The organism is Paenibacillus sp. FW101-FHT12H11 (assembly GCF_058790355.1).
In genome coordinates, this window is record NZ_JBYTCO010000010.1 from 113,970 (window position 1) to 138,231 (window position 24,262).

The following is a 24,262-nucleotide window of genomic DNA, read 5'->3' on the forward strand; positions in this document are numbered from 1 at the left end:
ACTATGTTCTGTAATTCCTATTATTTGGGAAAGGAGGCGTACACACATGAATCAGCATTATAGAAAAAAGCTTCTGGTGAGCACGATGGCCCTCTCGTTCGTCTTGGGAGCCGCTATGCTCCCGCCACTTTCCGCTTCGGCGCAAGCTCCTTCCGAGAAGCAGCAGGAGATCGTCTCTTCGCAGCAAGCTGATGAGAAAGGGCACGGGCGCCACAGCCGCAAATGGCCGATTATCGAGGAAGCCGCCCATGTCATAGGCGTTGACAAAGAAGTGCTCGTGAAATCGCTCAAGAGCGGCAAAAGCATCGTGGAGGCAGCCGCCGACAAAGGAATCAGCGAAGCCGACCTAACAGCCAAGCTCGAGCAACTCCGCACCGGGAAGATCGAAGTGGCCGTGAAGGATGGCAAGCTGACAGCCGACCAGGGCGAGCATATGAAGCAAAAACTTGGCGAGCATCTGAAGTTCATCCTCAACGAGAAGAACCTGCTGGACAGCCATGGCAGAAGCAAGTGGCACCGCTTCGGACTGAAGCCTGACACGGAAAAGCTCGCCAAAACGCTCGGACTGAGCAAAGATGAACTGCACGCTCAGCTCCGCTCCGGCAAGTCGCTCGCCGAAATCGCTCAGTCGAAAGGCATTTCCAAGGACAAGCTCGTCGCGTCCATTAAAGATCAGCTAACCCCTTCGATTGAGAAGTGGGTTGATCACAAGAAAGAGAAGAAAGCTAAGGAATAAGCATATTTAAAAGACTGCTCACTGTCATCTTTGATGGCGTTGGGGCAGTCTTTTTTTATCCAAATCATTCAACCAACGACTCTTTATCGCCCCGCCAGTGTTCTTCTCAGGCTTTTTCAGCTTGGGTACGATGTTCGTGTCCCTACGTTCGATCGGGGTCGTCTTGCCCCTGAATGCGGCGCTGACGCGCTGCGTAATAGGAAGCTTCGCGGCGATGGGAGCGTTTCTGGATTGACGTTGCAGTGCTTGTGCGCAGGAATCGGCTCAGGATTACCTGCCTTTCATCCGTAAAGGGAACTGCAGGGCACTAAGTTGTCAAAATTGTGGAGTTCCCTAAGCATCAAAAAAAGCTGCACACCCGCCCTCTCTACCGAGAAAGGCTAGTGTACAGCTTTTCATTTGCTCTAAGCCGTTTGCTGTTGGACGCGCGTCTGGCGGTCAACCAGCACGAAGCGCTGCAGCAGCAGAATCGCCGCCAAGCAAAGCACGCCGCCGATAATAAACGGCAAGGAATGCGCGATGGCGAACACCGCTCCGCCAAGCAATGGGCCGGCGATGCGGCCCAGGCTGTCCATGGAAGAGCTGAGGCCTGTCGCGACGCCTTGACCGACTTTCGTACGCTGCGTAATCAGCGACGTCACACAAGGCCGTATCAGCGCGTTCCCCGCGCCGAATACGGACAAGTAAATCGCAGCGGTGACTACGCTGCTGGAGTACAGCAGCAGGAAGAAGCCAGCTGCTGAGAGCAATAAGCCGATGCCGATCACTTTCTGCTCGGCACCCTGCTTGACCAGGCGGCGAACGACGCCGCCTTGAATCAACGCGCCGACGATGCCGCTGGCAAGGAACATCATGCCGATATCAAATGGCGTTGCGCCGATCTTGTCCATTTGATAATACTGAAGTGTCGCTTCTAAGCCGGCTAGTGTAAACGAGACGAAAAAAGATAACACATACAGATACTTGGAAGCTCCGGAGAATGCGGTCCATCGTGAAGGAGCTTTCTCCTTCACGGAAGATCGCTTATTTGCCGGCAGCGATTCCGATAGGATCGCAAAAGCAAATAAGAACGAAGCAAACGCCAGGATCGAAGCTGCGAAGAAAGGCACATAAGTCCCCCAGCGGCTTAGAATGCCTCCAAGCGCCGGCCCGAAGATAAAACCTAAGCCGATCGACATGCCCACCATGCCCATGCCTTTCGTCCGATTCTCGGCAGTTGTAATGTCCGCCACGTAAGCGACAGCGCAAGCTGTGGCAGCACCTGAGAATAAGCCCCCCAAGATACGTGACACATACATGATCCACAGATGCCCATTGGCAAATCCGAAAATCAAAAAGCTGATACTAAAACCTAGCAAGCCAATCAAGATGATAGGTCTGCGTCCAATACGGTCCGACACCGCGCCCCATATCGGAGACATCAGAAAGGAAGCCGCAGAGTAGACTGATAGCAACAACGCGTTATGATACTCAGAGCCGGCTCCTTTGACAACTTCCGGCAGGATGGGAATGATAATGCCAAACCCTACGAAAATGGTCATCAACAACAACATGATGATTCCAATCTGTTTATTCATGATGCTTATGAGCCTCCAAACCAAACATTTTTCCTTATCGTACCATACCTTTTTTGGGGATGGAAATGAACATTTGAAGAACAAGTAACAGTACGAGGACTGAACCGCTCATCAAGAAAGGCGCATGATAGCCATATACATCCCAAAGCTTGCCGGAAACAATCGGGCCGACGATCATACCAAGCCCTTCAATCGTCAGGAAAAATCCCCATACCGCCCCTCTTTTCTCAGGCGGGATCGCTGAAGCAATCAATGCATTCCAGGAAGGTATGATAAACGCATAGCCGATTCCAAGCAGGGCTACCAATACATACAGTATGGTCATAGACTTGGCATATGTAAACAGCAGCAGCGCTGCGGCGCTTATCGTAAATCCCGCTATCAAAAACGGACGTATGCCTCGGCGATCCACCCATTTCCCCATCGGAACTAAACAAATGACCGTGACAGCACCTCCGGCAATCAAAAACATACTGTATTCGAAGGAGGAAAGCTTTAACACCTCTTTGGCATACAGGGTTAAAATCGGTGTCAATATACCGAGAGCAAACGTCTGCGCGAACATCGCGGGAAACATCAGCGGACTAACAGACATCGATCGCCTTACTTCACTCAGATAAACTGAAATTCGCTGAGCAAGCGGCGCTTTCTGTATTTTAGCATGCGTCAAGACCTTTTCAATCGCCACATCCTCAGTTGAACTTTTCCTAGGCAGCATCAGTGCTACAAGCACTACAACCGTCATACAGGCAATTAATAAACGAAATGCCATAGTGTAGTGATTTTCGCCTACAAAAAAGTTGATCGCTACCGGACCCAGCCCGACACCTGATAACCATGCCATGTAAACGACGCTCATAATCGTCGCTTTGCCATCCTCTCCCGCCACTTCCGTCGTGCCTGTAATTACGCAAGGCCATAGCGGAGCTGTACCAAAGCCAAGCAGCGCACAGCCGGCTATCATCCATATATATTGGGACGTCGTCGCCATCAGGATTACGGATATAAAGGTCAAGAGCACACCTGTGAGCATGGTTGTACGGTAACCGAGTTTATCAATAATCCAGCCAACGGGCGTGCGCAGCACATTATCACCGATATATTGCGCCGCAAGTGTCCAACCGATAATAAACGCGGATGCGCCAAGCCCTGTTTTCATATATACCGGCAATATGGTAATGAGCAGTGCACCCTTCACAAATTCGACGATAAACATAATAATTAACAATTCGATCACAAATGGGGAAAACAGCTGGTTTTTCCGCCATTTTTGTCTCAAAATCATGGGATTTCTCCTTATTTGGCCGTATTTTAACAAGTGTTGTTAGTTTTTCCCCAATTTGCACAAACTATTTTCAAAAAATTAGCTTGCATGAAATCTCTAGTTTGATATACTCATTTTGTTTGTTGCAACTTTCGACAAGCAATCCACGATAGAAGGGAAGCGATAATCAGGTGGATCATACCCGTACCCCCCTGTTCAATGCATTGCTCAAGCATGCTGAAAGAAATCCGATTCAATTTCACATTCCTGGCCACAAAAAAGGAGTCGGCATGGACCCGGAGTTTCGTTCCTTTATTGGAGACAACGCGCTGTCCATCGACCTCATCAATATAGCACCGCTGGATGATCTCCATCAACCGATGGGTGTCATTGAGGAAGCCCAGAAGCTAGCTGCGGACGCCTATGGCGCCGACCATACGTTTTTCTCCGTACAAGGAACAAGCGGAGCCATCATGACGATGATTATGACCGTCTGCTCCGAGGGCGATAAAATTATCGTTCCGCGAAACGTACATAAATCCGTACTTGCCGCGATTATATTCGTAGGCGCTAAGCCAGTGTTTATTCAACCAGCTCGTGACAAAAACTTAGGAATCGACCACGGTATTCCGACTCGTTCTGTCCGCAGAGCGCTCGAAAAGCATCCCGACGCCAAAGCTGTCTTGGTCATCAACCCGACCTACTATGGTGTATGCACGAATTTAAAAGAGATCGTTGATCTGGTACACAGCTATAACATGCCGGTTCTTGTTGATGAAGCGCATGGCGTGCTCATTCACTTCCATGACAAACTGCCGATGTCCGCTATGGAAGCAGGCGCCGATATGGCAGCGACTAGCGTTCATAAGCTAGGCGGGTCCATGACGCAAAGCTCCGTCTTGAACGTAAAAGGAAATCGCGTAAATCCGAAGCGGATTCAAACGATTATCTCTATGCTAACGACGACTTCTACGTCCTATATCTTGTTAGCTTCGCTGGACACAGCCCGCAGGCACTTGGCTTTGAACGGATATGAAATGGCGGAACGTACAATTGCCCTTGCTCAGTATGCAAGAAAGCAAATTAATGAAATCGAGAACCTCTACTGTTTTGGAGAAGAAATTCTCGGCGAAGAAGCGACTTTCACTTATGACCCGACGAAAATATGTGTCCACGTGCGAAAGCTCGGCGTCACGGGCTTCGAAGTCGAGAACTGGCTGCGCGAGCACTACAATATCGAAGTCGAAATGAGCGATATGTACAACATTCTCTGCCTCATTACGCCGGGGGATACGCCTGAGAACATTGAGACTCTACTAGAAGCTCTGCGCAAACTCTCGCATATGAATGACGATGTTGTTGAAGTCAAAGAGGTTGTCATTAAAGTTCCTGCTATTCCTCAATTAACGTTGACACCGCGTGACGCTTTCTATGGCGAGACCGAAATTTTGCCTTTCAAAGATTCCGCCGACCGGATCATCGCTGAGTTCATCTATGTTTATCCACCGGGAATTCCGATTTTGCTTCCAGGTGAAGTCATCACGCAAGAGCTTATTGATTACATCGTCGAGCATGTTGAGGTTGGACTTCCTGTCAAGGGCCCTGAGGACCGCAGCGTTCAAAACGTCAAAGTTATCGTCGAGACACAGGCGATATTCTAAGCCTATAACTGATAGGTATATATTGTAAAACCGTTTACATGATGCTATGATGTTGGTGATGTTTAGCGAATGAGGTGATCAAGGAATGGCTCAAAGCGCTTATATTAAATTCGTAACAGGCTCCCAAGTACCCGCACTCACCTTGGATGAACTCAAGGACAGGCTTTTGCATTACCGTGAGCAGCTCAGTCTGACAGCCAAGCAGCTTGGCTGGGAATATGACGAGGCCGGATTCCCTTATACCATTGAGACGAAGCCGGAAGGCGAAGGCAAATGGTTCTATCTGAAGGGTATCAATCCTTTATACAAATATATCGTGATTGGTGTCGGCAGCGAGAAGGTTCAAGAGGAAGACCGGCATTATGTTCAAGTCGTATTGCCTGACGACGCCACTCATGGCGACAAGAGCAAAGGCAATGAGTTTTGCAAATACCTTGGCAAACTGTTGAAAGCTGAACTTCATCTATTTAATGGCAGAATCATGTACTTCAATCCTCGAAAATGACATTTTACACGAACGGGGCTGTCCCAAATGGTTCATTCAAACCATTAGGACAGCCCCGTTTCATAATAAATAGTGAAAGGGCTGCCCTTCAGTAGATCACCTACTGACTGGACAGCCCTTCCTTATGTATAGCTCTTATTCTTCGCCTTCTTGAGCTACGATCTCATTGTAAATGGTCACTACGCGTTCCCATTCTTCTTCATCCTCAATGTTGACTAGGAAGGCATCGTCGCCGTCTTCCTCAACACGGAAAATGACGCCGTCCGCTTCAGGATCATTGCGATCAAGCAATACCGCATAAGCTTGCTCTTGAGATTGGAAGGTATACACCATAACCATCTCGTGCTCTTCACCGTTCTCGTCCGTTACGATAAAAACATCTTCCCCATGCTCGTGATCGTGGTCACAGTCCGGGCCGTGTACATGATCGTGCTTCTCATCGCTCACAGGCAGAACCTCATTTCGTCGAATAATTAGTTACGTCATTATCCTAACATTTTCATATTCAGAGGTCAAACCACTTTCTTGCGAGCTTATCCTATTCGGATTGGATCTGCTTCTCGGATACGACGGAATAGTCGCTAGCACCTGTCGCTTGCATCGCAAATTTCACAACATAAGTGCCTGCTTCGTCAAAAGAAACGCCATACAAAGGCACCTTCAGCCAGAAAGACTCTTTGGAATCTGTGATGGCTTTCACTACAGGAGTAACCACACTTTTGCCGCTTGGCGATACAATGGAAACTTTGACAGAGGAAATGCTTGTTTTCAAATTATCCACTTGTGCAAACACAATAAAATCCGCTTGCTTCCCGCGCTCAACGACGCCAAATGGAACGATGGCTGAGTCTTTCCGCACTTCTGTTGTAAAGAACAAGTGCACGTTCGGTTTGTACAAATAGGCCGTCTTATTGGTGTTATCCCATTTCACCAGCGCTTGCAAGGCATCGCTAACCGCACGTAAAGGTAAAACGGTGCTGCCATCAACGATAAGAGGCGGAACATCCGAATCCCCGAACTCCGATGTCGTATCGTTGACGACCAGTCGGGCAATGTTAAATCCCTTATAATCCCCCCATATCGACGAGGCCACCACTGCAGCCGTACTTAGAACAAAAAACACCAGCATCAACGTAAATATCCGCTGAACAACTTTCATTTTGAATAACCTCCAGCTCTCGTTAGTAAACTTTATGTCTGCATCTTTATACTCCGAAGGTTAAAAAGAGTTGCGATGATTTTATAATTTTGATAAAAATGATAGAACGCGTTGGTTGTACGCCTCCGGCTGCATGTTATAAGACCCGACATGCCCCGCTTTTTGTGTGAGCCATAGCTCAAAAACGTCTGGATGCCGACGCCACATCCCTTCACTATTTGACCAAGGAATCGCATCGTCATCTTTGCTGTGTATGAAAAGAATCGGCCTCGGATAAATGTGATCAACGGCCGCAAGCGCATCTACATGCCGGGGATTAATCCCTATCAGCCTTGGCAAAATGCCCAAAATCAAAGGCGTGAACGGAAACCTTGGCAGTTTCGACCACACCGGCAAGTTATCTCGCAAGTATGGGCTTAGCTGGCTAAAAGCACTATCTGTAATCACCCCCGTAACGGAGGATTCTTCCGCTGCAGCTAATAATGACGTGCTTCCTCCCATCGAGAAGCCGAGCAAGCAAATTTTACTAGGGACATGCTCCCGCACCCACTGAATAGCCCCCAACAAATCTTGCTTCTCCAAATATCCGACAGTCGTCAAGTTGCCTTCCGAATTGCCCGAATTGCGAAAATCAAACATAAGCACATGATAGCCGTCATCAACGATCGCCTTCGTTAAAGCAAGCGCCGGCAGCCCCTTTTCCAGTCGTGTACCCGCATATCCATGTGACATAATGACCGTCGTTGCCAACTCCCCTTGGGGTGCGGAAGGCGATTTAAAAAACCATCCATCCAGTGCAACGTCCTGCGATTGGCTCGGAAAAACAATATCCTGCTTCTGCAAGCCATATTGCTCAGGAAACTCATCGACGATTTTTCGTTTCGGATGTGTTAACTGCCAACCTACATAGGTAGAAATACCCACCAAAATCAAGCCAATCGTCACGATCAGCGCTCCAATTAAATACCAAATCATCCCAATATCATCACCTTAAATGAATTAAACTTATGTATACATCGTACTTTAAGCTTATACGCCATACATATAATGGTTGAAATCGAACAACCTCCCATGCTACATTAGAAAAAGATGTTTTTTGTCGAAAAATGGGGGCGGCTGAATGAGTTTGCAAATTCAAATGTTGGGAACCGGCAGTGCTTTTGCCAAAACATTTTATAATACAAGCGCATTAATCCGTTCAAACGAAAGAAATTTACTCATCGACTGTGGCTCAACAACGCCAAGATCACTATACGACATACAGCTACAGCCCGATCAAATCGATGGCATCGTGATTTCACACATTCATGCCGATCACGTTGGCGGATTGGAAGAAATGGCTTTCCGCTTATTATATGAAAGCAACCAGAAGAAAACAAAGCTCTACCTGACTCAAGCAATTGCAGATACGTTATGGGAGAACACTTTGAAAGGCGGCATGTATAATCCGGAAGACGGCTATCATTCCCTCGAGGATTATTTTGACGTCATTGTGATTGAGGAACAAGTGCCTGTTGTCATAGGCCCTGGTTTAACCATTGAACTTGTGCCCACACTTCATATTTCCAGCAAGCCCAGCTACTCGCTGTTTATCAACGACCGAATCTTCTATAGTGCGGATGTCCGCTTCAGTGAAGAGCTGCTCATTCACGAAGTTGCCGCCAAAAGAAACTGCCATACGATTTTTCATGATTGCCAGTTAAGCGGCCAAGGTTTCATCCATGCTACACTTGACGAATTGCTTACGTTACCTGAGCATATTCAGCAGCGGATCTATCTCATGCATTATGCCGACAATATGAGCGATTTCATTGGCAAAACCGGCCATATGCGGTTTGCCGCCCAGCACGAAATTATTGATCTCCCAGAATAATTATCATCATGGAACCTTAGGAATTCAACCCCCTGAAGGTTCTTTTTTCGCGAAAATCCGTCTTTATTTCCTATTCTTTTTGCCTGAAAGCAGGATTTGGGTAAGAGACAGAGAACATGTCACAAGAGTGGTTATTCTGGACATCGTAATTTGCAGGAGATGATACTTTGATAATCAATTGGATTCTTTTTGCTTACGCATTTGTTTTCATGCTATATACGACAGTACTCCACACTTCCATTAACACTCCTTTACAAATCCTTCTCGTTTTACTGTACTTGATAAGCTTCCGTATTCCATTCAAACATGCAGGAATGCCATGGCTTCGCCTACTGATCATTGGCTTCTTACATTACATAGGTCATTTAAACTTGATCTTCCCTCTATACATACTAACGCTGCTTTACGATATTTATACAGAAGAAAATCGCAAAAAATCGTGGGTGCTGTCCGCGTCCTACGCACTTATTTTTTTAGGCAATGTTTATCTTATTAAAGGGCTATATGACTTGCTATGGATTTATGCGATTGAATGCTTGCTGCATTTCACAACGGTTGCATTGCTTACGAAAGCAACCTATTCCACGCTCAAACAAGCTGATCGATTGAAAAAGGAACGTTACTTATTTACGCAGCAAGATTCGCTAACAGGCCTTTACAATTATGAAGAGTCCCATCGCCGGCTTGAGCAGCTCATTCGTCAGAAACAGGGGTTGGTCCTGATTCTGATCGACTGCACGGATTTGAAATCGATGAATACGACCCGCGGTTTTCAGGCTGGAAACTTTATCTTGAAGCAGATGGCGGAGCTTCTCCAAATCTTGTTTAAAGATGCGCTCTTCATAGCGAGATACGGCGGTGATGAATTCGCAGTCGTTATGCCGCTAGTAGCTGACCAATCAGCCACCTCTTCTTTAAAACTAAAGCTGGACTCCGAACTGCCCAAACTGACTGGGATCCAAATTACATACGGAATTGCTTCCTATCCGCTGGACGGCTTGACGAAAGATGATCTGATCTTGTTAGCTGAGAATAACTTATTTACGAAGAAACGGGAGTCTTGGCTAAAACGTGAAGAGCATATGCTTCGATCCGATAAGCTAAGGGTAATCGGCGAATTGGCTTCCGGTATGGCTCACGAAATACGGAACCCGCTTACAACGGTCAAAGGATTTCTGCAAATCTCCAAAGCAAACGGTTACAATATAGAAAATTGGTACAGCTTGATTATGGAAGAAATTGATCGCATGAGTGATTTAACCGGTGAATTCCTGCAATTCTCCAAGCCTCATAGCATCGATTTTCGCGTCTACTCCTTGCACGAGTGTGTGCTCAGGGTCATTGCGCTGATGGAGTCGGAAGCAACCCGATTCGGCCATCAAATTCATTACAAAGAAGCGACGGAACCCGTCCTAGTCTTGATGGATCAAGATAAAATGATTCAATTGCTTCTCAATCTCGTAAAAAATGCCTGCGAAGCCATGGAAGAAAACGGTGTCGTACACATGCAATTAACGTCTGATGCCAAAAGCGTGACGGTCGTCATTGCCGATAATGGTCCAGGGATTCCGAACGAACAGTTAGAGAAGATTTTCCATCCATTCTTCACGACCAAAGAATCCGGCACAGGGCTTGGTTTATCGATCTGCTACAAAATCGTGCAAGATCACCAAGGAACGCTGGAGGTGGAGAGCGAGCTTGGCACCGGCACACGATTCATCATTACTTTCCCATTGGCGCAATAACATCGTCATAGCAAAAAAAAGGCGCTGTTGTTACAGCGGCTTTTTCATTCTTACGTGCAGAATGCCTGCGTCGTAGAATGGTTCTGTCGAGATGACATGATAACCTAATTGACTATAAAAGCCTTCAGCCTGGCACTGCGCATCCAGAATGGATGACGTGCAGTTCAATTCGCGGGCTTGCTGCTCCATAGCCAGAATGATTTGCTTGCCGAGGGATTGGCCTCTATATTCTTTCAAAACAGCTACACGCTGCAATTTGGCGGTTTGGGGCTGGTATTCATACCAACGGGCTGCGGCTACCGGTTGTTCGCCGTCTAGAATAAGAAAATGATGGCTGGCTTCCGGCGATTCATCCTTTTCGTCCATCTCCAAATGTTCAGGCACTTGCTGCTCGTCTACAAATACTTTGAAACGAACCTTAAAGCAATCTTTCAGTTGATCATGACTAGTAACGCGAATGATTTCCATGTGGACTTTCTTCCTTTCAATGAATATTCCTTGATCTTATCTCATTCAAGAAAGGATGTCCACACACGTCAAAGCCTACCTCTTTTTCTCCAACAAATAGCTCGATGCCCCGATGGCTACCCCCAAAATCGCACCGCCCAAAACTTCCCGCGGCAAATGCCCCAACCTCTCCTTCAAAGCTTTCCGTCTGCGAGCATGATATAAACCCGGATGCTGCTTAGCTAACCGCTCTACCTGCACATCAATTTCATTCACTTCTACGGCAATCTCCCCAGCCGCATGACGAACTCCCATGGCATCGTACATGACGACAGCGCCAAACACCGAGGTAATGGCAAAATCAACGGCAGAGAGCCCTCTTTTCATAGCGATATAAGTAGCTAAAGCCGACACACCGGCGGAGTGTGAACTGGGCATTCCACCGGTTTGAATGAGTTGCGACCAATCCCACTTCTTCGTTGTCATATAAGTAAGAGGCATTTTTATCGCCTGTGCGGTACCGATTCCTAGCAATGCTGTTATAAGCGCTCTATTCATTCTGCTCACCTCTCTTTTAGCATCCATCACAGGTTTAGATTCTATTCGTAAATTTTGATACAATAGGAGTGTTAGCTTACGAAGAAAGTTTTCCTGCGAAAAACTCCAAGCCTTTGCTAGCGACGTCAGTTTTCTTATGAAAACTCTAAGGAGTGTGAATGATGAATATCGCTTTTTTCCTTTTACCGAAATCCGAAGTTATTACAACAACATTACAAACAACGCTTCGTCAGACACTTGAGCGTATGGAATATCACCGTTATACCGCGGTACCGATATTATCCGACGATGGCCATTATGTAGGGACCGTCACCGAAGGCGATTTGTTATGGTTTTTGAAAAATTCGGAAGGCGTATCGTTTGAGAATGCGCACCGACATTTACTTTCTGAGGTTCCGCTGCGCGTGCAGAATAAACCGGTTCATATCCATGCGGACATGGTGGATCTCATTGATTTAGCCAAAGTACAAAACTTCGTGCCGATTGTTGATGATTCCGATAAATTCATCGGCATTGTGCGAAGAAGCGAAATCATTGAATATTGTGCGAAGCAAGTTGTGTTCAAATCCCCCTCCGCTGCAGGAGAGAGATAGGCACAGCATTCCGGACTTGCCCTTTTTCCACTCTCATCCATTTTATCCAAAATCGCGTCTTTGTGGTCCTTTTGTCCACGCAATGGAATCTCGGAAGATCGGGTCCGTTCCTTCCAGGAACGGATCACCCGCTTCCCCCGCTGCCAAATCTCATTACTCCCCCCCTTTCACATTTCTTATTTCCCAAGCAGAAACGCTCCTTCCACCAGCAAAAACATCGCCACCCACAGCAATTTCAAGATATCTTCCTTGCTTCCTGAATCCGCCAGTTTCCCTTAAGCCATGGATAGGGTCAGCCTTCCAGAGACAGACTAAGAGGAAAACTTTGCTTGGAAAGGAAGGATATCCTTGAATCCAATGAGCCAGAACAAGCAATGGCTGCTAGATAAACTTGGCCCTTCCGACGATTTGGAGCATCGCATGATGCAATCCAATCATATTCAGGCCGAAATTTTATTTATTACCAATATTTGTGACAGCAGTTTGATCCGGGATGAGATCATTCAACCCTTTTTCCAAATGAAACAGGAAGCTGAGTATGAAAATTATTTACTCTCTTTTCCAGGCTGCAATCGACCCGCTTCCAATGTTGATGCTCTGAACAAAATTACTTCGGGCCATGTCGCCATTGTGCTCAGAGAGCGTATTCTGCTCTTCAATGCTGCACAGGTAAAAGCCGCCGCGTTAAGCGATGCTCAAGTGGAAGCAACGATTCAAGGCCCGCAGACAGGCTTCAGCGAGCACATTGATACAAATATCAACTTGATCCGCTTCCGCTATCAGAACAATTCCTTGCGCGTGGAGTGCTTGGAGCTCGGACGGTTATCCAAATCCAGATTATGCATCATGTACGATGATTTGCAAGTCGACCGTCAGGTGCTTGAGCAAGTAAGAAGACTGATTGATGAGATCAAAGTTGACACTTTGCAATCGACTAACGAGCTTATCCAACTTTTAAACAAACAAAAATTTTCTATCTTTCCCACCTTCCTCACGACAGAACGTCCTGACAGAGCCATTCTAAATCTCTCGCAAGGAAAAATAATTTTAATGCTTGAAGGCACGCCCTTTGTTCTGATTCTGCCTGTTGTGTTTTACGATTTCTACTCGGCGATGGATGATAACTATCAGCTTTCTTTAGTCAGTTATTTTCTGCTTATCTTACGCTATATTGCGTTGTTCCTAAGTTTGATTTTACCTGCTGCCTATGTCGCGCTTACTGCCTATAATCCGGAAATATTCCGGGTCCAGGTTGCGCTGTCCATTGCCGGGAGCCGGGCTTCTGTGCCTTATCCGGCGTATGTCGAAGTCTTGCTCATGTTGATCCTGATGGAGCTATTATTGGAAGCAAGCATCCGTTTGCCGAAGTCCGTTGGGTCCACAGCGACTACCGTTGGCGGATTAATTCTGGGACAAGCCGCTACTTCCGCAGGCTTAATCAGCAACATCATGATCATCATTGTATCGACGGTGGCGATCTCCAATTTTGTCGTCCCCGTCAATTCAATGAGCTTCGCCATGAGAATCATGAAATATCCACTTGTCCTGCTGGCATCCATGTTAGACATCACTGGCGTCGTACTTGGACTTATTGGCATGACAGCCTATTTGTCAAATTTAAGAAGCTTTGGCGTTCCTTATTTACGCTTATTTTTCTACCGAAAATAAAGCGAGTCCTACGAGTCTCAATTGAGTGGGGTGATTGCACCGATGGTCCGTTATTTTTACTATTTGGTTTTATTAAATATGCTGGCGAATATCATCCTTTTCGTGCCTCGCATTCTGCTCTCACACAGATTTGAAGGAAGTATGCTGGCGTTGGTTCTGTCCATACCGATCGGTTTCACCCTCTTGTATGTGTTCGTCAAATCAATCGCGAAGTTCCCCGGACAGGGTTTCCCGGAAATATTAAAACAACACGCGCCGCGATGGGTGCGTATTCCCATTTTGATCTATTTCATTGTTATCTGGTATTTGGCCGGGATGATCACGCTGATTGCATTTAGCGAGATCACAAAAAAATATATTAATCCGGACATTTCATCGATGTTAATCGTGCTGGCTTTCGTGACTGTTGTCGGCATGATTGCCCGTTTGAAATCGGAATCCGTACTTTTTTGCATGGAAATCTTACTGGTTACCAATGTCCCCGTTATTGTATGGGTCTTGTATAAAGCCGTAACGAACGAAGCCATGCATTATGATGCTTGTTTTGAAATTGCCACTCATATTCTGAACAGGCCAACATGGGACTCCATATCTGCTGGCACCTACATTTTCACAGGGTATACGAATTTAGTTATCTTCAACAGGCTTCTTACACCAAATAAAAAAATCCCCTTACTCTGGACAATCCCGATTGTTGGCACTTGTGTTTTGTTAACGAGCTTCCTGATTCCTGCGGGCTACCATGGAACAATGGCCGTGAATACTTACATTTACCCTTGGATTTCAACCTCAGATTCTATGCGGGTAGAATTTGGTTTAGTCGAAAGGGTTTTATTTATTTTCATGCTGCTGTACACCAATATTAGCTTGGCCGGTTCCTTTATTCATTGGCATGTGGGGATTGAATTTATTAAAGAGCTGATTCCTAGCCAGAAAGAAAAAAGCTACTTCACTTGGGCTGTAATAGCCCTTATGGGAGGGGTCACGTTTCTCCTCAGCTACTTTTTCAACGACAACTCTCTATTCAATTTCGGCACTCTTTATTTAAATGTGAGGTTGGTTTCTGAAATTGCCTTGGTGATCATCATCGTTATTTTTGCCAGGAGGAAAATGGCGTGAAGAAATGGCTCATCATCCTGCTGCTCTTGTGCCTGTGCGGAGGGTGCGGCTTCAAGGATATTGACAAACAATTTTTTGTTGTTTCCATTGGCATTGATAAATCTGAATATAAAGATATGAAATATCGGATATCGCTGAAATTAGCCGTTCCTGGAAATAGTCTCGATAATAGTTCCGCGCAATACGAATTGATCACACAGGATGCCAACTCCATCACAGAGGCTGTTCGATTGCTGAAGTCTAAGGTCGACAAAGAATTGGATTTCGGTCATGCCAAAATTATTATTTTTGGGTATCCGTTTCTGAAGGAAAATGGCATAAATGAATTGGATTGGCTCAATCGCCGCAGAGATATCCAACTTGTGTCCTGGGTTGCTGTCGGACAACCTTCAGCAGAAGCCGTATTGGGAACAAAAATATCCCATGAGAGGATGCCTGGCAACTCTTTGCTGCTAAGCTTTGGGAAGACGGGGGTAGAATCCGGTTATGTGGTTTCCGAGTACCTATTCAACTTTTATCGCAAAAAAAAAGAACTGGGATTAGATCCCATTCTCTCCATTGTGGAATCGGCTAACAATCATTTTACGATTAACACTGCCGTCCTTTTCGATAAGGAGAATGTAAAGCTTACACTAAACTCGAATGAAACACGACTTTTTAATATTATAAAAGCAAGTATTAACAAAGTTGAAATTGAAGCGCCCTTCCAGGATTCGAAATTTTTCGTTTCGGTGGATAACATTAATTCAAAATATCACATTCGCATTCCCAAAAATGGACCTCCTTATGTCGATATGCACATTAAGATGAGAGGTGTCATTGAAGAATCGGCATCAGGCCCCCTCGAAATCAATCAGCTTTCGCAATATGAAGCGGCGGTTTGCCAATCCTCTGAAGATAAAATAGTCCGGCTTTTGAAAAAATTTCGAGATAACAACCTCGATCCTCTTGGCTTCGGATTGAAGTATCGATCGCGTCACTTCGGAACCGTAGAAGAGGAATGGCATACATGGCAAGCTCTTTATCCCGAATTAGAGTTCCGCGTCGGGGTCGAAATGAAGCTCGAAGGGGTCGGCGTGATCAAATAATGATCGGGTCTACGAGTCGTTTCAACCTTAGCAGCATTCCCTTGATCAGACATCCATTTATGTAAATGATCAGGCTGAATTCCGAGTTGATTCATCAGATGATGAATATCTATTTCTCTCATACACTACACCCCATCTATGGTTTGTCTCTTTACGTTTTACTCTTCTTTACTTTATCGGTCAGATTCGATTATGTAAATAAGTGCATATTGTCGAATCGCCTAAAGAATCCATAAAACGCGTCACCGAAAAAACAAACGAAAAGCGTTTTGTTTCGACAAAAAACCAAAAAGAGCTGCACGGGCAGCTCTTTTATTTGGGTGATGATCTCTTATGTTATTGCAGCTGTCCACTTGAAGAGGCTTTGGATGAGACAAATTCGCTGGCCCAATCGACCATGCCGTTCATTAACGTCAATATCAGATTGACAGCGTCCTTCTCTGTTAATGTCCCGTTGTTGGACTGGCTGCTGACATACTGGGATGTTTTTTGTTCCAGCTTTTCAACCAAATCCTTAATTTTCAATAGTTCATTGGCTAAGTCTGAGACTTGCTGGCCGTTAGCGCCATTTTGTCCGGCTTGCTGGCCTTGTGCTTGGTCCTGACCTTGAGATTGTCCTTGAGGCTGTCCCTGATCTTGTCCTTGTCCTTGGGCCTGACTTTGAGTTTGATCCTGGTTCTGTCCTTGATCTTCACCCTGCGCTTGCGATTGACCGGAATTCGAAGCTTGCTGCTGATTTTGGCCACCTTGCGAGCTTTGGGATCCGCCTAACAACATTTTCTTTACCTGTTCGAGCTCAATTAGCACTAAGTCGTTCTGTTTGGTGAGTTCATCCATCTGCAGTTTGAGATCCTGTGTTTTGATCATGTTGTCATGAATGCTCCTTCCTTTATTTCACGGCACCGCAGGCGATTCGTTTACCAGAATTTCCGGATGGATCCGTCTTCAAATCATCCTCTTTCTCATGAATGACAAGAGAGGTTCCCCCTGGCTTAAACAACGAATTTGGCTTGTCAGGAAGCAGCACCACGGATTTGGTGACCGTACTCAAACGGCCATTTCCCTGCTGATCTACGACCAAGTTAGGAAGGTCCCCAGCATGCGCACCTTTGGGATTAAGAAAACCATGCTCTTTATGCATCGGGTTAAAATGAGCACCTGCCGAATCAAATGTCGGCGCATCGCAAGCGGCTTTTTCATGAATATGAAAACCATGGGCCCCAGGCGTTAGTCCGCTTACTTGCAAATCAATTTGTACACCCTCTGGAGCGGCTGCCAGTTGCGCCTTTCCAACCGTTTGTCCGCTTGCCCCAATTAATGTAACCTCTAGAGGTGGCGTAGAGCCAGCTTCTGCTGTTGCCGTACTTTTCACGCTTTGACAGCCTGTCAGCACGAATAGCCCCAAACTCACAGTCACAACAATTTTTAATGATTTCATGACGTATCTTCGTCCTCCCGAAAACTTAGCATTTTACATAATCTACCCTTAGGATGCACAACTGCCTTCTGCTGTAACCGTATAACAAAAATAAAATTTTCATCTATGCTCAAAAATAGTAAAAAACCCGCAATCATCCGATCGCAGGCTTCTCATCATTTATTTCCCCTTATAGAATGGTCATCAATTTGGCTATAATTTGTAGATTTTCAAGCTTTCGCTTGTAAAAATGGAACTCTACCTTCGTATGCTCGACGGCATCTTCCATTCTTAACACTTGCTGCTGCAAATCTTTCGTGTAAGGCCACATTTCAGCTTGGCGCTGCTGTTCATTTTTCCCTGTCACCAATCCGTCACCAATGACCTCACATTCCTTCGTCAATAGCTCGTGCTTGGCCCAACTAAGCTCAGATACCGCATCCACATAGATCGCTTCAGCTTGCTTGAGCAGCTCAGGGACTAACTGTAATTCCAAAATAACATCCGACCGGTTCATTCGGACTCCTCCTAAGAGTTTTCGTAAGAAAACTATCTTTATAGCGTGCTCAGCTTAGTCATTCATAAACTTTCGCTGCTTGCCTCATGTATATTCATAGAAAAATAAAACATGCTCATTAGAGAAATCCGGCGAAAATAAGTCATTTAAGCACAAAAACCGAGTTTCCTCGCTACCCCATTTTAGCAGGATTTGACAAACGAATTAAGGTTTCATTAAATCTATGCATAGCCCTCTAAACCCTCTTGTAGGGCCTGATAGAAGCGGATAGAATGATATTATACATAACCGAGGAGGTGAAGTGCATGAGCCAAGAAGAAGAAGTTGTATCCCAAAATGAAGAAGAAATCGCTGAAGAGTCCGCTGAAGAAGTAGTGAACGAAGAGGCGGCTGAAGAAGTTGCAGAGGCGAGTCAAGAAGCTGCTGCGGCTGAAGAAAGCGCGGAATCCGAAGAGGAATAATTGATCCTTATTTTAAAATATATCCTCCCCCAGCCAACCGGTTGGGGGTTTATTGATGATATAGATATTTTTTTGTGTATAAATTTTCTGAACATTCTAATAATACTGGTGTACCATAAAAAAGGAGATGATTTTGAATGGCTAGTAACAACACTTTAGTCGTACAACAAGCAAAAGCAGCATTGGATCAACTGAAGTTTGAAGTCGCTCAGGAAATTGGTGTCCCCCTCTCCCCTACTGGCTACAACGGTAACTTGGCAACTCGTGATGCTGGCGCGATCGGCGGAAACATCACGAAGCGTTTGGTACAAATCGCAGAACAACAACTTTCCAGCTTCAAACGTTAATCTTTTGATGTAGACGCAAACTCCAAAAGACTGATTTCACTCGATCCTCCTTAGAGTGACTGTCAGTCTTTTTTCTATTTCTTCAATATTGTCATCTGTTCCTTCGATATCCTCACGAGTTTTCGTTCGCATATTCTATTCAGATTACCTCTCTAGTATGATGGCTTTAGCCCGTATACACGAATGGAGTGGTAAACCATGACTGAACAACAATATGAAATTTTCCGTGATCCGTACCGCATGCTTATTCTATTGGCGACATTAGTCTCCGAACAAAAAGGCGAAAAAACGCTTCAGTTTGACAACGTACCCTACTTCGAGAATGACACCTTCCTCATCCAACACGGCAAATTTATTTACAAAAAAGCGCAAACAGAAATCACCTGGTTTCAATTCCTGGGAAGAGACATTGCCTGCAACAAAGACTACACCCGTGAGGAATATAACAAAATGTTCGTTGATTGCCTGGCCTCTCTCTACAATCTTGCCTAGTACATACATAAGCATAGGATCCAGTATAAGAATCCGTTAAAATAAAAAGCGCTGTTTAGAAGAATCAATCCTCCTAGACAGCGCTTTTTACCATGATTTATTTCTTCTTCACTTCTTCTACAAACACATCGCTTGCATCGCGATTACTACCGAGCTCAAGAATGGTATATTTCTTATCGCCAATCATAATCACATCTTCAACTTCAGGAAGCGGATCGCCCAAATATACGGTACCTAGATATACATTACTGCTTTTTAAACGCAAATTCCATCGATGCTGCTGCTTCGTCATTCCTGTTCCTCCCAAACTCTAATGACACCAAGTTACCATAAATCCCGCTAATATGAAAGTCCTATATCAAAGCGCTGACTTTTTTGATATATTAATGACATGATTGAGCGGAAAGGTTGACTAATCCATGACAATGCAAGGCGTAACCGACGATGAACTGTCCATCCTGCTGGGGAAAGGCCATACAGCAACTTTAGATACTTCAACAAACGAATTCTCCTTCATGCCCAGGTCCAAAAAGAAGCGTAAAACTTACTATCTCCTCACCAAGCTTTTTCGATTTTGGCGCAATTAATCCGTTTACAAAATAACCAACTTATATATTGACATGCTTGAGAATTCTTGGTATATTACTAATTGTCTTCACAAAACGACTTGTTAGCTCAGCTGGGAGAGCACTATCTTGACAGGGTAGGGGTCAGTGGTTCGAGCCCACTACAGGTCATATATAACAGAAACCCGCAAAGCCTTGTGCTTTGCGGGTTTTGTTTATTAGTACAGTCTTCAACAAACCTCCCATTAGTAAAATGGAAATAAACACTTTATACAATAAAAAATATTATAGATATGGTGAGGGATATACTAACTATAATTCTGCTATTCGCTAATTTAATTCTATTACGTCAATAAGGGGTTGTATTCATGGTCGGTTCCCACGTTATTGGATTCTCCTCAACAGAAGTTTCAGCATTATGGTCATCTTATATCAGTGACAGTCTCGCGGTATGTATCTCAAAGTACTTACTACAAATAACTGAAGATGATGAAATCAAGCCATTGATCGAGCAGTCATTGAGCCTATCACAATCTCACATCGAAACTATTCAGCATCTCTTTGAAAAGAAAAATTCCCTATCCCCATCGGATTTACTGAAGCAGACGTTAATGTTACGGCTCCCCCTCTTTTCTTCGATACTTTCCCACTGAGTTACGTGTACTCAATGAGCCGTATTGTTTTGAATAAGTACGCTTCTTTTTTAACTTGTACAGCTCGAGAAGATATTAGAAACTATTTTACGAAGTGTATTGAATCGACAACTGAATTATACAACGAGTCCGTCACACTTATGCTGCAAAAGGGAATCTACTATCGGCCACCCATGATTCCATATCCAGAACATGCTGATTTTGTTCAAATGAAAGAAAACTTCTTTTCTAAATGGTTTGGTCCGCAGAGAATGTTGAATGTTATGGAAATATCGGAGATGTTCTTTAACATCGAGCGTAATTATTTTGGACTAATTCTTCTTACATCTTTTATTCAAGTCGTAAAGGATGAAGATATTAAGAAATTGCTCATTAAAGGAAAAGAGTTGTCTTTGGATCAAATTACTTTTATCAATAACAAATTAATTCAAGATGATTTGATTGGCACCGTCATGGTTAATACGGAAGTCACGAGATCAACAGTTTCTCCATTTTCAGATAGATTGATCCTAAATCTTCTTAACATACTGAATTCAACCGCTCTCTTTTATATTAGAAGTTCATTGTCAGTAACGACACGCATAGATTTGGCGGGTGAATATTACAAACTTATTACTGAAATCATGAATTTCGGTAAGGATGTCATGGACTTGCTTATTGAAAGAGAATGGCTGGAAGAGCCCCCACTTGCACCCAATCGTAAGGAACTTGCGCTTCTGTCAGGGGCGCTTTTTCTTTTTCCCAAAAAGATATGTAGCCCCAGCATATTTACCCCTTATCCTTTCACCGGCTAGAAGATCCGCGCTTAGCTAGGCACATCATATAAAAAACATCCAACTTTCAAGGATGCCCTTTACATTCCAATTCATCGATCTATATACTTCTCAATTAAATGCCCAATAATCGCCAAAGAAATCCCCAGTACAATACCAGAAAAAACAGGACTTATCAAAAATGCCCAATGCAGCCCGAAAAACATACCAAAAACGAGCCCAGTAAAAAAGCCCATATTATGCGCTAGTTTTTCAGGCCTAGGTATTCCTTCTGCTTCTAGCTTAGCATTCATGATCTTTGCCGTATTATAAGCATGCCAGATGTTGAATGCATATACAGAGGGATAGAACAACCCCCATCCCATATTGACAATCTCGGAGGACTCTTGCAATTCTCCAGTAAACGAGTAATAAATAGACCAGTTTAGTTTAGACAAAACATTAAACGCGATTTCAGAACCGAGTAAGATAACACCGATAAAATACTCACGTACATAAAGTTGCCCGAATCCTGGCAAACATAATGACCAAAGTGCAGCAGCGTAAGGAGACTTGTACACGCGTTCTTGATAAAACTTTTGTTGATTTTTATAGAACATCTTGTACCACCTTGTACTTTCTGATATCCAGACAGTATTCCCAAATTGTGTAATTATATAAATCATCTCGAAATACCCCTATCACTGAGCACCTATTACAACAAAAAAACACTTGAATAAATTCAAGTGCTCTTAACGTATGAAACAATAGATAATTTCCTTTACGTGTTAATTAATCAAGCTTTTCAGGATAAAATTTCTTAGTTCCACAAGGCAATTTATACGATGACAATTTCAAATGCTCCTTAATCCATTGTAAAAAAAGCACCCGAATGATCAATGATCATTAGTGCTTTTTGTCGATAGAATCGATTGCACGATTCAATGATTTCGTTCCAGTTCCTCTTGCTGTGCGTGAAGCTTATTTTTTATATCATCGATTTTCGTTTCGAGCCAATCTTTCGTATACACTTTAAGTAGTGCGTCTTTTGAAGTGTCTATGGCCATCAAAATGACTTCGATATCGGCTTCACTCAGCTTGTCATTCGTTAACATAAAATCAACCTCCTCGAACAATTAATCTCATTATTCCCACCTTTTATACACCTTCATACTTATCGTTCAAGCGCCATTATGCCTGTTCCTCATCCATCACAACCGAATCGCGAATCTGTTCAAAAGACACCGGCGTATAGTCTAATTGTTCTACACTCACATTGTAATATTGACGTCCCTCATATTTCTGTCCATGAATATGCCCATGAACATTCAAATATGGCATCTGTTTATTCATATACATTGGCTCATGTGAAAGGAAAAAGAAGTTCGTATAAATAAGTGGATACTCACTTACTTCATCAAATCCAGCATCAAGCCACCAGGTCCTCGGTCTCCCACGATCATGATTGCCCAGGATGAGGATTTTATACCCGTTCAGCTGTGAAACAATTGCCTGAGTGCGTTCTTTATTTAAAAATGAAAAGTCGCCTAAATGAAAAACTTTGTCTTCTTTACGGACGACAGCATTCCACTTTACTATCATGGCTTCTGTCATTTCATCAACATCTCCGAAAGGCCTGTTCTCGAAGTCAATGATGTTTTTATGGCCGAAATGGTGATCTGAAATAAAATAAGTTGTAGGCATCTTGCAACTCTCCTTCAATTCAATATCCGACGGCTCTGCCACGACGACCCCACCCATATGACCAAATCAAGGTACATAGTGGCAAAGCCCAAAGAAATGGCGCATAACTAATATAATGTTCGACTGGCACACCTACAATGGTTCCACACACAATCGCGAGCATATTCCAAGGAATCATAGCTGCTAGAATGAGGCTTGAATCTGCAACAACTCTGGCAAGCTGGCTGCGCGGGAAGCGCTCCTCCCAGAAAGGCAGCAAACTCCTGCCAGTCATCATGATCGGGAGGGTTTGTGTACACGAAACAAGACCAAGTCCTAAGCCAAACAAGGCGGTTCGAATGGTGGCGGTGAATAGGGAAGTGGAGCTTCCTCCCAACAATTTTTGCATATAGGCTTGTAATACACGATTTTCCTCTAAAATTCCGTTGAACGCTCCCGCGAGTGCAATAAGTACAATTAACTCAACCATACTAGACAAACCTTTGGTTTGCAGCGATTCAAAAGTAACAGAGTGATAACCAAACCACATCGCATGCAGCCATTCCTCCCAAGCTACTCCTTGAAAAATGAGGCCGATTCCGATTGCACTAGCGATGGAAAGAAGAAATCCGTTTCTTGTTTTAAATCTGAGCAATATTGAAAGCAATAAAAGCAGCACAGGCAATAACAGCCAAATGCTGTAGTTAAAACCGGAACCAAATTGCTGACTAAGCACATTGTTTTCCTCTTGATGCCACTTCCCTCTCATATCGCAAAACAAGAAAAAAGCGAGGGAGATACATCCAGCCCCAATCGTAGTTGGCAGCAAGGTTTTAAATAAATCTTTGACGGAAACACCTGTGGAAGATGCCACCAAACGGTTCGCACTGGAAAAAGGCGAAGTCCTATCGCCGACAAATGCGCCCGAAACTAGTGCTCCTGCAACCATCGGCAAAGGGATTTGAAGCAGCACAGCAAGACCGATTAGCGGGATTCCCACGGAACTTAGCGTGCCCGTGGAAGTTCCAAGCAGCATGGAAATGCATACGGAAAGAGCAAACGAAAATGTAAGAAAAAAGCTGGGATCCACGATGCGAAGTCCTAAATCGATCATATAGGGAATAGTCCCGCTAGCTGTCCACGTAGGGATAACAACGCCAACCAATGCAAGAATCCACATCACTTCTTTGGTATGCTTGACGCCCTCCCCCATGCTTCGTAGAATGCCTCTGAATGCAGCTCCGCCTCGCCATACGATGACGACCAATGTGATGAGTCCAAATGAAAAACCAATCGCCAAGGCGATATGCAGCACATATGCGGCAGCGAGTCCAAGAATGGTAATAAGTATCGTTACGCCAAGTTGTCTATTCGTTAACAT

29 protein-coding genes, 1 tRNA gene and 1 pseudogene are annotated in these 24,262 nt (G+C 44.5%); 16 read left to right on the forward strand and 15 right to left on the reverse strand.

What is annotated here, in order from left to right:
- Window positions 1-46 precede the first annotated feature (46 nt).
- Window positions 47-736 carry a hypothetical protein gene (locus AC3WTJ_RS28645; RefSeq protein WP_492524660.1) on the forward strand — a complete coding sequence of 230 codons (690 nt, stop codon included), beginning with the start codon at window positions 47-49 and terminating at the stop codon, window positions 734-736.
- Between the two features lie 404 nt (window positions 737-1,140).
- Here AC3WTJ_RS28645 and AC3WTJ_RS28650 read toward each other — a convergent pair whose 3' ends face one another.
- Both AC3WTJ_RS28650 and AC3WTJ_RS28655 read right to left on the reverse strand, forming a co-directional pair.
- A complete protein-coding gene (locus tag AC3WTJ_RS28650; RefSeq protein ID WP_492524661.1) occupies window positions 1,141-2,313 on the reverse strand; it encodes an MFS transporter in 1,173 nt (390 codons plus the stop codon).
- Window positions 2,314-2,347: 34 nt separating this feature from the next.
- Complete coding sequence (locus AC3WTJ_RS28655; protein ID WP_492524662.1) at window positions 2,348-3,598, reverse strand: MFS transporter; 1,251 nt, start codon at window positions 3,596-3,598, stop codon at window positions 2,348-2,350.
- A 170-nt stretch (window positions 3,599-3,768) separates the two neighbouring features.
- On the opposite strand from AC3WTJ_RS28655, the gene AC3WTJ_RS28660 reads away from it, so the two are divergent.
- Window positions 3,769-5,238 (forward strand): aminotransferase class I/II-fold pyridoxal phosphate-dependent enzyme, encoded by a 1,470-nt coding sequence (locus tag AC3WTJ_RS28660; RefSeq protein ID WP_127452094.1) that lies wholly within the window; start codon window positions 3,769-3,771, stop codon window positions 5,236-5,238.
- Window positions 5,239-5,323: 85 nt separating this feature from the next.
- On the forward strand, window positions 5,324-5,743 hold the full coding sequence (locus AC3WTJ_RS28665) for a DUF1885 family protein (protein WP_326062152.1): 420 nt from the start codon (window positions 5,324-5,326) through the stop codon (window positions 5,741-5,743).
- A gap of 135 nt (window positions 5,744-5,878) precedes the next feature.
- Here AC3WTJ_RS28665 and AC3WTJ_RS28670 read toward each other — a convergent pair whose 3' ends face one another.
- The 3 genes from AC3WTJ_RS28670 to AC3WTJ_RS28680 form a co-directional block, all read right to left on the reverse strand.
- Window positions 5,879-6,190 (reverse strand): DUF1292 domain-containing protein, encoded by a 312-nt coding sequence (locus AC3WTJ_RS28670; protein ID WP_127452090.1) that lies wholly within the window; start codon window positions 6,188-6,190, stop codon window positions 5,879-5,881.
- 91 nt (window positions 6,191-6,281) lie between these two features.
- Window positions 6,282-6,902: a stalk domain-containing protein gene (locus AC3WTJ_RS28675; RefSeq protein ID WP_315951327.1), complete on the reverse strand. Its 621-nt coding sequence runs from the start codon at window positions 6,900-6,902 to the stop codon at window positions 6,282-6,284.
- An 81-nt stretch (window positions 6,903-6,983) separates the two neighbouring features.
- Entirely contained in the window at window positions 6,984-7,877 is an 894-nt protein-coding gene (locus AC3WTJ_RS28680; protein ID WP_492524663.1) for an alpha/beta hydrolase, read from the reverse strand.
- Between the two features lie 145 nt (window positions 7,878-8,022).
- Between AC3WTJ_RS28680 and AC3WTJ_RS28685 the strand changes: the two genes are divergently transcribed.
- Complete coding sequence (locus AC3WTJ_RS28685) at window positions 8,023-8,775, forward strand: MBL fold metallo-hydrolase (protein ID WP_492524664.1); 753 nt, start codon at window positions 8,023-8,025, stop codon at window positions 8,773-8,775.
- 167 nt (window positions 8,776-8,942) lie between these two features.
- The gene (locus AC3WTJ_RS28690) at window positions 8,943-10,520 is read left to right on the forward strand and encodes a sensor histidine kinase (RefSeq protein ID WP_492524665.1); all 1,578 of its coding nucleotides are present in this window, start codon (window positions 8,943-8,945) and stop codon (window positions 10,518-10,520) included.
- A gap of 30 nt (window positions 10,521-10,550) precedes the next feature.
- Here AC3WTJ_RS28690 and AC3WTJ_RS28695 read toward each other — a convergent pair whose 3' ends face one another.
- Together AC3WTJ_RS28695 and AC3WTJ_RS28700 are read right to left on the reverse strand one after the other, a co-directional pair.
- Entirely contained in the window at window positions 10,551-10,988 is a 438-nt protein-coding gene (locus AC3WTJ_RS28695; protein ID WP_157321469.1) for a GNAT family N-acetyltransferase, read from the reverse strand.
- Window positions 10,989-11,063: 75 nt separating this feature from the next.
- Window positions 11,064-11,525 carry a divergent PAP2 family protein gene (locus AC3WTJ_RS28700; RefSeq protein WP_407867861.1) on the reverse strand — a complete coding sequence of 154 codons (462 nt, stop codon included), beginning with the start codon at window positions 11,523-11,525 and terminating at the stop codon, window positions 11,064-11,066.
- A gap of 161 nt (window positions 11,526-11,686) precedes the next feature.
- On the opposite strand from AC3WTJ_RS28700, the gene AC3WTJ_RS28705 reads away from it, so the two are divergent.
- From AC3WTJ_RS28705 to AC3WTJ_RS28720, 4 genes are all read left to right on the forward strand, one after another.
- Window positions 11,687-12,118, forward strand: coding sequence for a CBS domain-containing protein (locus AC3WTJ_RS28705; RefSeq protein ID WP_161405984.1), 432 nt, complete (start codon window positions 11,687-11,689; stop codon window positions 12,116-12,118).
- 357 nt (window positions 12,119-12,475) lie between these two features.
- Window positions 12,476-13,786: a spore germination protein gene (locus AC3WTJ_RS28710; RefSeq protein WP_492524800.1), complete on the forward strand. Its 1,311-nt coding sequence runs from the start codon at window positions 12,476-12,478 to the stop codon at window positions 13,784-13,786.
- Window positions 13,787-13,828: 42 nt separating this feature from the next.
- Entirely contained in the window at window positions 13,829-14,905 is a 1,077-nt protein-coding gene (locus AC3WTJ_RS28715) for a GerAB/ArcD/ProY family transporter (protein ID WP_492524666.1), read from the forward strand.
- Window positions 14,902-15,993: a Ger(x)C family spore germination protein gene (locus tag AC3WTJ_RS28720; RefSeq protein WP_492524667.1), complete on the forward strand. Its 1,092-nt coding sequence runs from the start codon at window positions 14,902-14,904 to the stop codon at window positions 15,991-15,993. The genes AC3WTJ_RS28715 and AC3WTJ_RS28720 overlap by 4 nt, the downstream gene beginning before the upstream one ends.
- A gap of 336 nt (window positions 15,994-16,329) precedes the next feature.
- Here the strand turns inward: AC3WTJ_RS28720 and AC3WTJ_RS28725 are convergent, their stop codons facing one another.
- The 3 genes from AC3WTJ_RS28725 to AC3WTJ_RS28735 form a co-directional block, all read right to left on the reverse strand.
- On the reverse strand, window positions 16,330-16,860 hold the full coding sequence (locus tag AC3WTJ_RS28725; RefSeq protein WP_492524668.1) for a hypothetical protein: 531 nt from the start codon (window positions 16,858-16,860) through the stop codon (window positions 16,330-16,332).
- Window positions 16,861-16,882: 22 nt separating this feature from the next.
- Window positions 16,883-17,431, reverse strand: a complete 549-nt coding sequence (locus AC3WTJ_RS28730; RefSeq protein ID WP_492524669.1) for a superoxide dismutase family protein — start codon at window positions 17,429-17,431, stop codon at window positions 16,883-16,885.
- A gap of 169 nt (window positions 17,432-17,600) precedes the next feature.
- Window positions 17,601-17,927 carry a hypothetical protein gene (locus tag AC3WTJ_RS28735; RefSeq protein ID WP_127452074.1) on the reverse strand — a complete coding sequence of 109 codons (327 nt, stop codon included), beginning with the start codon at window positions 17,925-17,927 and terminating at the stop codon, window positions 17,601-17,603.
- Window positions 17,928-18,232: 305 nt separating this feature from the next.
- Here AC3WTJ_RS28735 and AC3WTJ_RS28740 point away from each other — a divergent pair, with 305 nt between their 5' ends.
- The 3 genes from AC3WTJ_RS28740 (at window position 18,233) to AC3WTJ_RS28750 (ending at window position 19,227) form a co-directional block, all read left to right on the forward strand.
- Window positions 18,233-18,388, forward strand: a complete 156-nt coding sequence (locus tag AC3WTJ_RS28740) for a hypothetical protein (protein ID WP_492524670.1) — start codon at window positions 18,233-18,235, stop codon at window positions 18,386-18,388.
- A 137-nt stretch (window positions 18,389-18,525) separates the two neighbouring features.
- Complete coding sequence (locus AC3WTJ_RS28745) at window positions 18,526-18,735, forward strand: alpha/beta-type small acid-soluble spore protein (RefSeq protein ID WP_127452072.1); 210 nt, start codon at window positions 18,526-18,528, stop codon at window positions 18,733-18,735.
- 198 nt (window positions 18,736-18,933) lie between these two features.
- A complete protein-coding gene (locus AC3WTJ_RS28750) occupies window positions 18,934-19,227 on the forward strand; it encodes a hypothetical protein (RefSeq protein WP_157321486.1) in 294 nt (97 codons plus the stop codon).
- 97 nt (window positions 19,228-19,324) lie between these two features.
- On the opposite strand, the gene AC3WTJ_RS28755 is transcribed toward AC3WTJ_RS28750, so the two are convergent.
- Window positions 19,325-19,519, reverse strand: coding sequence for a hypothetical protein (locus tag AC3WTJ_RS28755; protein WP_079420361.1), 195 nt, complete (start codon window positions 19,517-19,519; stop codon window positions 19,325-19,327).
- A gap of 127 nt (window positions 19,520-19,646) precedes the next feature.
- Here AC3WTJ_RS28755 and AC3WTJ_RS28760 point away from each other — a divergent pair, with 127 nt between their 5' ends.
- The 4 genes and pseudogenes from AC3WTJ_RS28760 to AC3WTJ_RS28775 all read left to right on the forward strand — a co-directional run bounded on the left by AC3WTJ_RS28760 (window position 19,647) and on the right by AC3WTJ_RS28775 (window position 21,240).
- Entirely contained in the window at window positions 19,647-19,814 is a 168-nt protein-coding gene (locus tag AC3WTJ_RS28760) for a hypothetical protein (protein ID WP_492524671.1), read from the forward strand.
- 77 nt (window positions 19,815-19,891) lie between these two features.
- Window positions 19,892-19,964 (forward strand) — tRNA-Val (locus AC3WTJ_RS28765).
- Window positions 19,965-20,161: 197 nt separating this feature from the next.
- Window positions 20,162-20,577 (forward strand): annotated as a pseudogene (locus AC3WTJ_RS28770) (DUF3231 family protein); the annotation flags it as partial.
- A 9-nt stretch (window positions 20,578-20,586) separates the two neighbouring features.
- Window positions 20,587-21,240, forward strand: a complete 654-nt coding sequence (locus AC3WTJ_RS28775) for a DUF3231 family protein (protein ID WP_492524801.1) — start codon at window positions 20,587-20,589, stop codon at window positions 21,238-21,240.
- A 71-nt stretch (window positions 21,241-21,311) separates the two neighbouring features.
- Here the strand turns inward: AC3WTJ_RS28775 and AC3WTJ_RS28780 are convergent, their stop codons facing one another.
- The 4 genes from AC3WTJ_RS28780 to AC3WTJ_RS28795 all read right to left on the reverse strand — a co-directional run bounded on the left by AC3WTJ_RS28780 (window position 21,312) and on the right by AC3WTJ_RS28795 (window position 24,262).
- Window positions 21,312-21,818 (reverse strand): hypothetical protein, encoded by a 507-nt coding sequence (locus tag AC3WTJ_RS28780; protein WP_492524672.1) that lies wholly within the window; start codon window positions 21,816-21,818, stop codon window positions 21,312-21,314.
- Window positions 21,819-22,139: 321 nt separating this feature from the next.
- Window positions 22,140-22,313 carry a hypothetical protein gene (locus tag AC3WTJ_RS28785; protein ID WP_157321493.1) on the reverse strand — a complete coding sequence of 58 codons (174 nt, stop codon included), beginning with the start codon at window positions 22,311-22,313 and terminating at the stop codon, window positions 22,140-22,142.
- Between the two features lie 76 nt (window positions 22,314-22,389).
- Window positions 22,390-22,902 (reverse strand): metallophosphoesterase, encoded by a 513-nt coding sequence (locus AC3WTJ_RS28790; protein WP_492524673.1) that lies wholly within the window; start codon window positions 22,900-22,902, stop codon window positions 22,390-22,392.
- Between the two features lie 19 nt (window positions 22,903-22,921).
- On the reverse strand, window positions 22,922-24,262 hold the full coding sequence (locus AC3WTJ_RS28795) for a Na+/H+ antiporter NhaC family protein (protein ID WP_492524674.1): 1,341 nt from the start codon (window positions 24,260-24,262) through the stop codon (window positions 22,922-22,924).

Excerpts from the sequence above, each read along its gene's own strand:
- AC3WTJ_RS28645 (WP_492524660.1), top strand. The coding sequence starts at position 47 with ATGAATCAGCATTATAGAAAAAAGCTTCTGGTGAGCACGATGGCCCTC.
- AC3WTJ_RS28650 (WP_492524661.1), bottom strand. The coding sequence starts at position 2,313 with ATGAATAAACAGATTGGAATCATCATGTTGTTGTTGATGACCATTTTC.
- AC3WTJ_RS28655 (WP_492524662.1), bottom strand. The coding sequence starts at position 3,598 with ATGATTTTGAGACAAAAATGGCGGAAAAACCAGCTGTTTTCCCCATTT.
- AC3WTJ_RS28665 (WP_326062152.1), top strand. The coding sequence starts at position 5,324 with ATGGCTCAAAGCGCTTATATTAAATTCGTAACAGGCTCCCAAGTACCC.
- AC3WTJ_RS28675 (WP_315951327.1), bottom strand. The coding sequence starts at position 6,902 with ATGAAAGTTGTTCAGCGGATATTTACGTTGATGCTGGTGTTTTTTGTT.
- AC3WTJ_RS28680 (WP_492524663.1), bottom strand. The coding sequence starts at position 7,877 with ATGATTTGGTATTTAATTGGAGCGCTGATCGTGACGATTGGCTTGATT.
- AC3WTJ_RS28685 (WP_492524664.1), top strand. The coding sequence starts at position 8,023 with ATGAGTTTGCAAATTCAAATGTTGGGAACCGGCAGTGCTTTTGCCAAA.
- AC3WTJ_RS28695 (WP_157321469.1), bottom strand. The coding sequence starts at position 10,988 with ATGGAAATCATTCGCGTTACTAGTCATGATCAACTGAAAGATTGCTTT.
- AC3WTJ_RS28700 (WP_407867861.1), bottom strand. The coding sequence starts at position 11,525 with ATGAATAGAGCGCTTATAACAGCATTGCTAGGAATCGGTACCGCACAG.
- AC3WTJ_RS28705 (WP_161405984.1), top strand. The coding sequence starts at position 11,687 with ATGAATATCGCTTTTTTCCTTTTACCGAAATCCGAAGTTATTACAACA.
- AC3WTJ_RS28710 (WP_492524800.1), top strand. The coding sequence starts at position 12,476 with ATGAGCCAGAACAAGCAATGGCTGCTAGATAAACTTGGCCCTTCCGAC.
- AC3WTJ_RS28715 (WP_492524666.1), top strand. The coding sequence starts at position 13,829 with ATGGTCCGTTATTTTTACTATTTGGTTTTATTAAATATGCTGGCGAAT.
- AC3WTJ_RS28725 (WP_492524668.1), bottom strand. The coding sequence starts at position 16,860 with ATGATCAAAACACAGGATCTCAAACTGCAGATGGATGAACTCACCAAA.
- AC3WTJ_RS28730 (WP_492524669.1), bottom strand. The coding sequence starts at position 17,431 with ATGAAATCATTAAAAATTGTTGTGACTGTGAGTTTGGGGCTATTCGTG.
- AC3WTJ_RS28735 (WP_127452074.1), bottom strand. The coding sequence starts at position 17,927 with ATGAACCGGTCGGATGTTATTTTGGAATTACAGTTAGTCCCTGAGCTG.
- AC3WTJ_RS28740 (WP_492524670.1), top strand. The coding sequence starts at position 18,233 with ATGAGCCAAGAAGAAGAAGTTGTATCCCAAAATGAAGAAGAAATCGCT.
- AC3WTJ_RS28745 (WP_127452072.1), top strand. The coding sequence starts at position 18,526 with ATGGCTAGTAACAACACTTTAGTCGTACAACAAGCAAAAGCAGCATTG.
- AC3WTJ_RS28750 (WP_157321486.1), top strand. The coding sequence starts at position 18,934 with ATGACTGAACAACAATATGAAATTTTCCGTGATCCGTACCGCATGCTT.
- AC3WTJ_RS28755 (WP_079420361.1), bottom strand. The coding sequence starts at position 19,519 with ATGACGAAGCAGCAGCATCGATGGAATTTGCGTTTAAAAAGCAGTAAT.
- AC3WTJ_RS28760 (WP_492524671.1), top strand. The coding sequence starts at position 19,647 with ATGACAATGCAAGGCGTAACCGACGATGAACTGTCCATCCTGCTGGGG.
- AC3WTJ_RS28775 (WP_492524801.1), top strand. The coding sequence starts at position 20,587 with ATGCTGCAAAAGGGAATCTACTATCGGCCACCCATGATTCCATATCCA.
- AC3WTJ_RS28780 (WP_492524672.1), bottom strand. The coding sequence starts at position 21,818 with ATGTTCTATAAAAATCAACAAAAGTTTTATCAAGAACGCGTGTACAAG.
- AC3WTJ_RS28785 (WP_157321493.1), bottom strand. The coding sequence starts at position 22,313 with ATGTTAACGAATGACAAGCTGAGTGAAGCCGATATCGAAGTCATTTTG.
- AC3WTJ_RS28790 (WP_492524673.1), bottom strand. The coding sequence starts at position 22,902 with ATGCCTACAACTTATTTTATTTCAGATCACCATTTCGGCCATAAAAAC.
- AC3WTJ_RS28795 (WP_492524674.1), bottom strand. The coding sequence starts at position 24,262 with ATGTTAACGAATAGACAACTTGGCGTAACGATACTTATTACCATTCTT.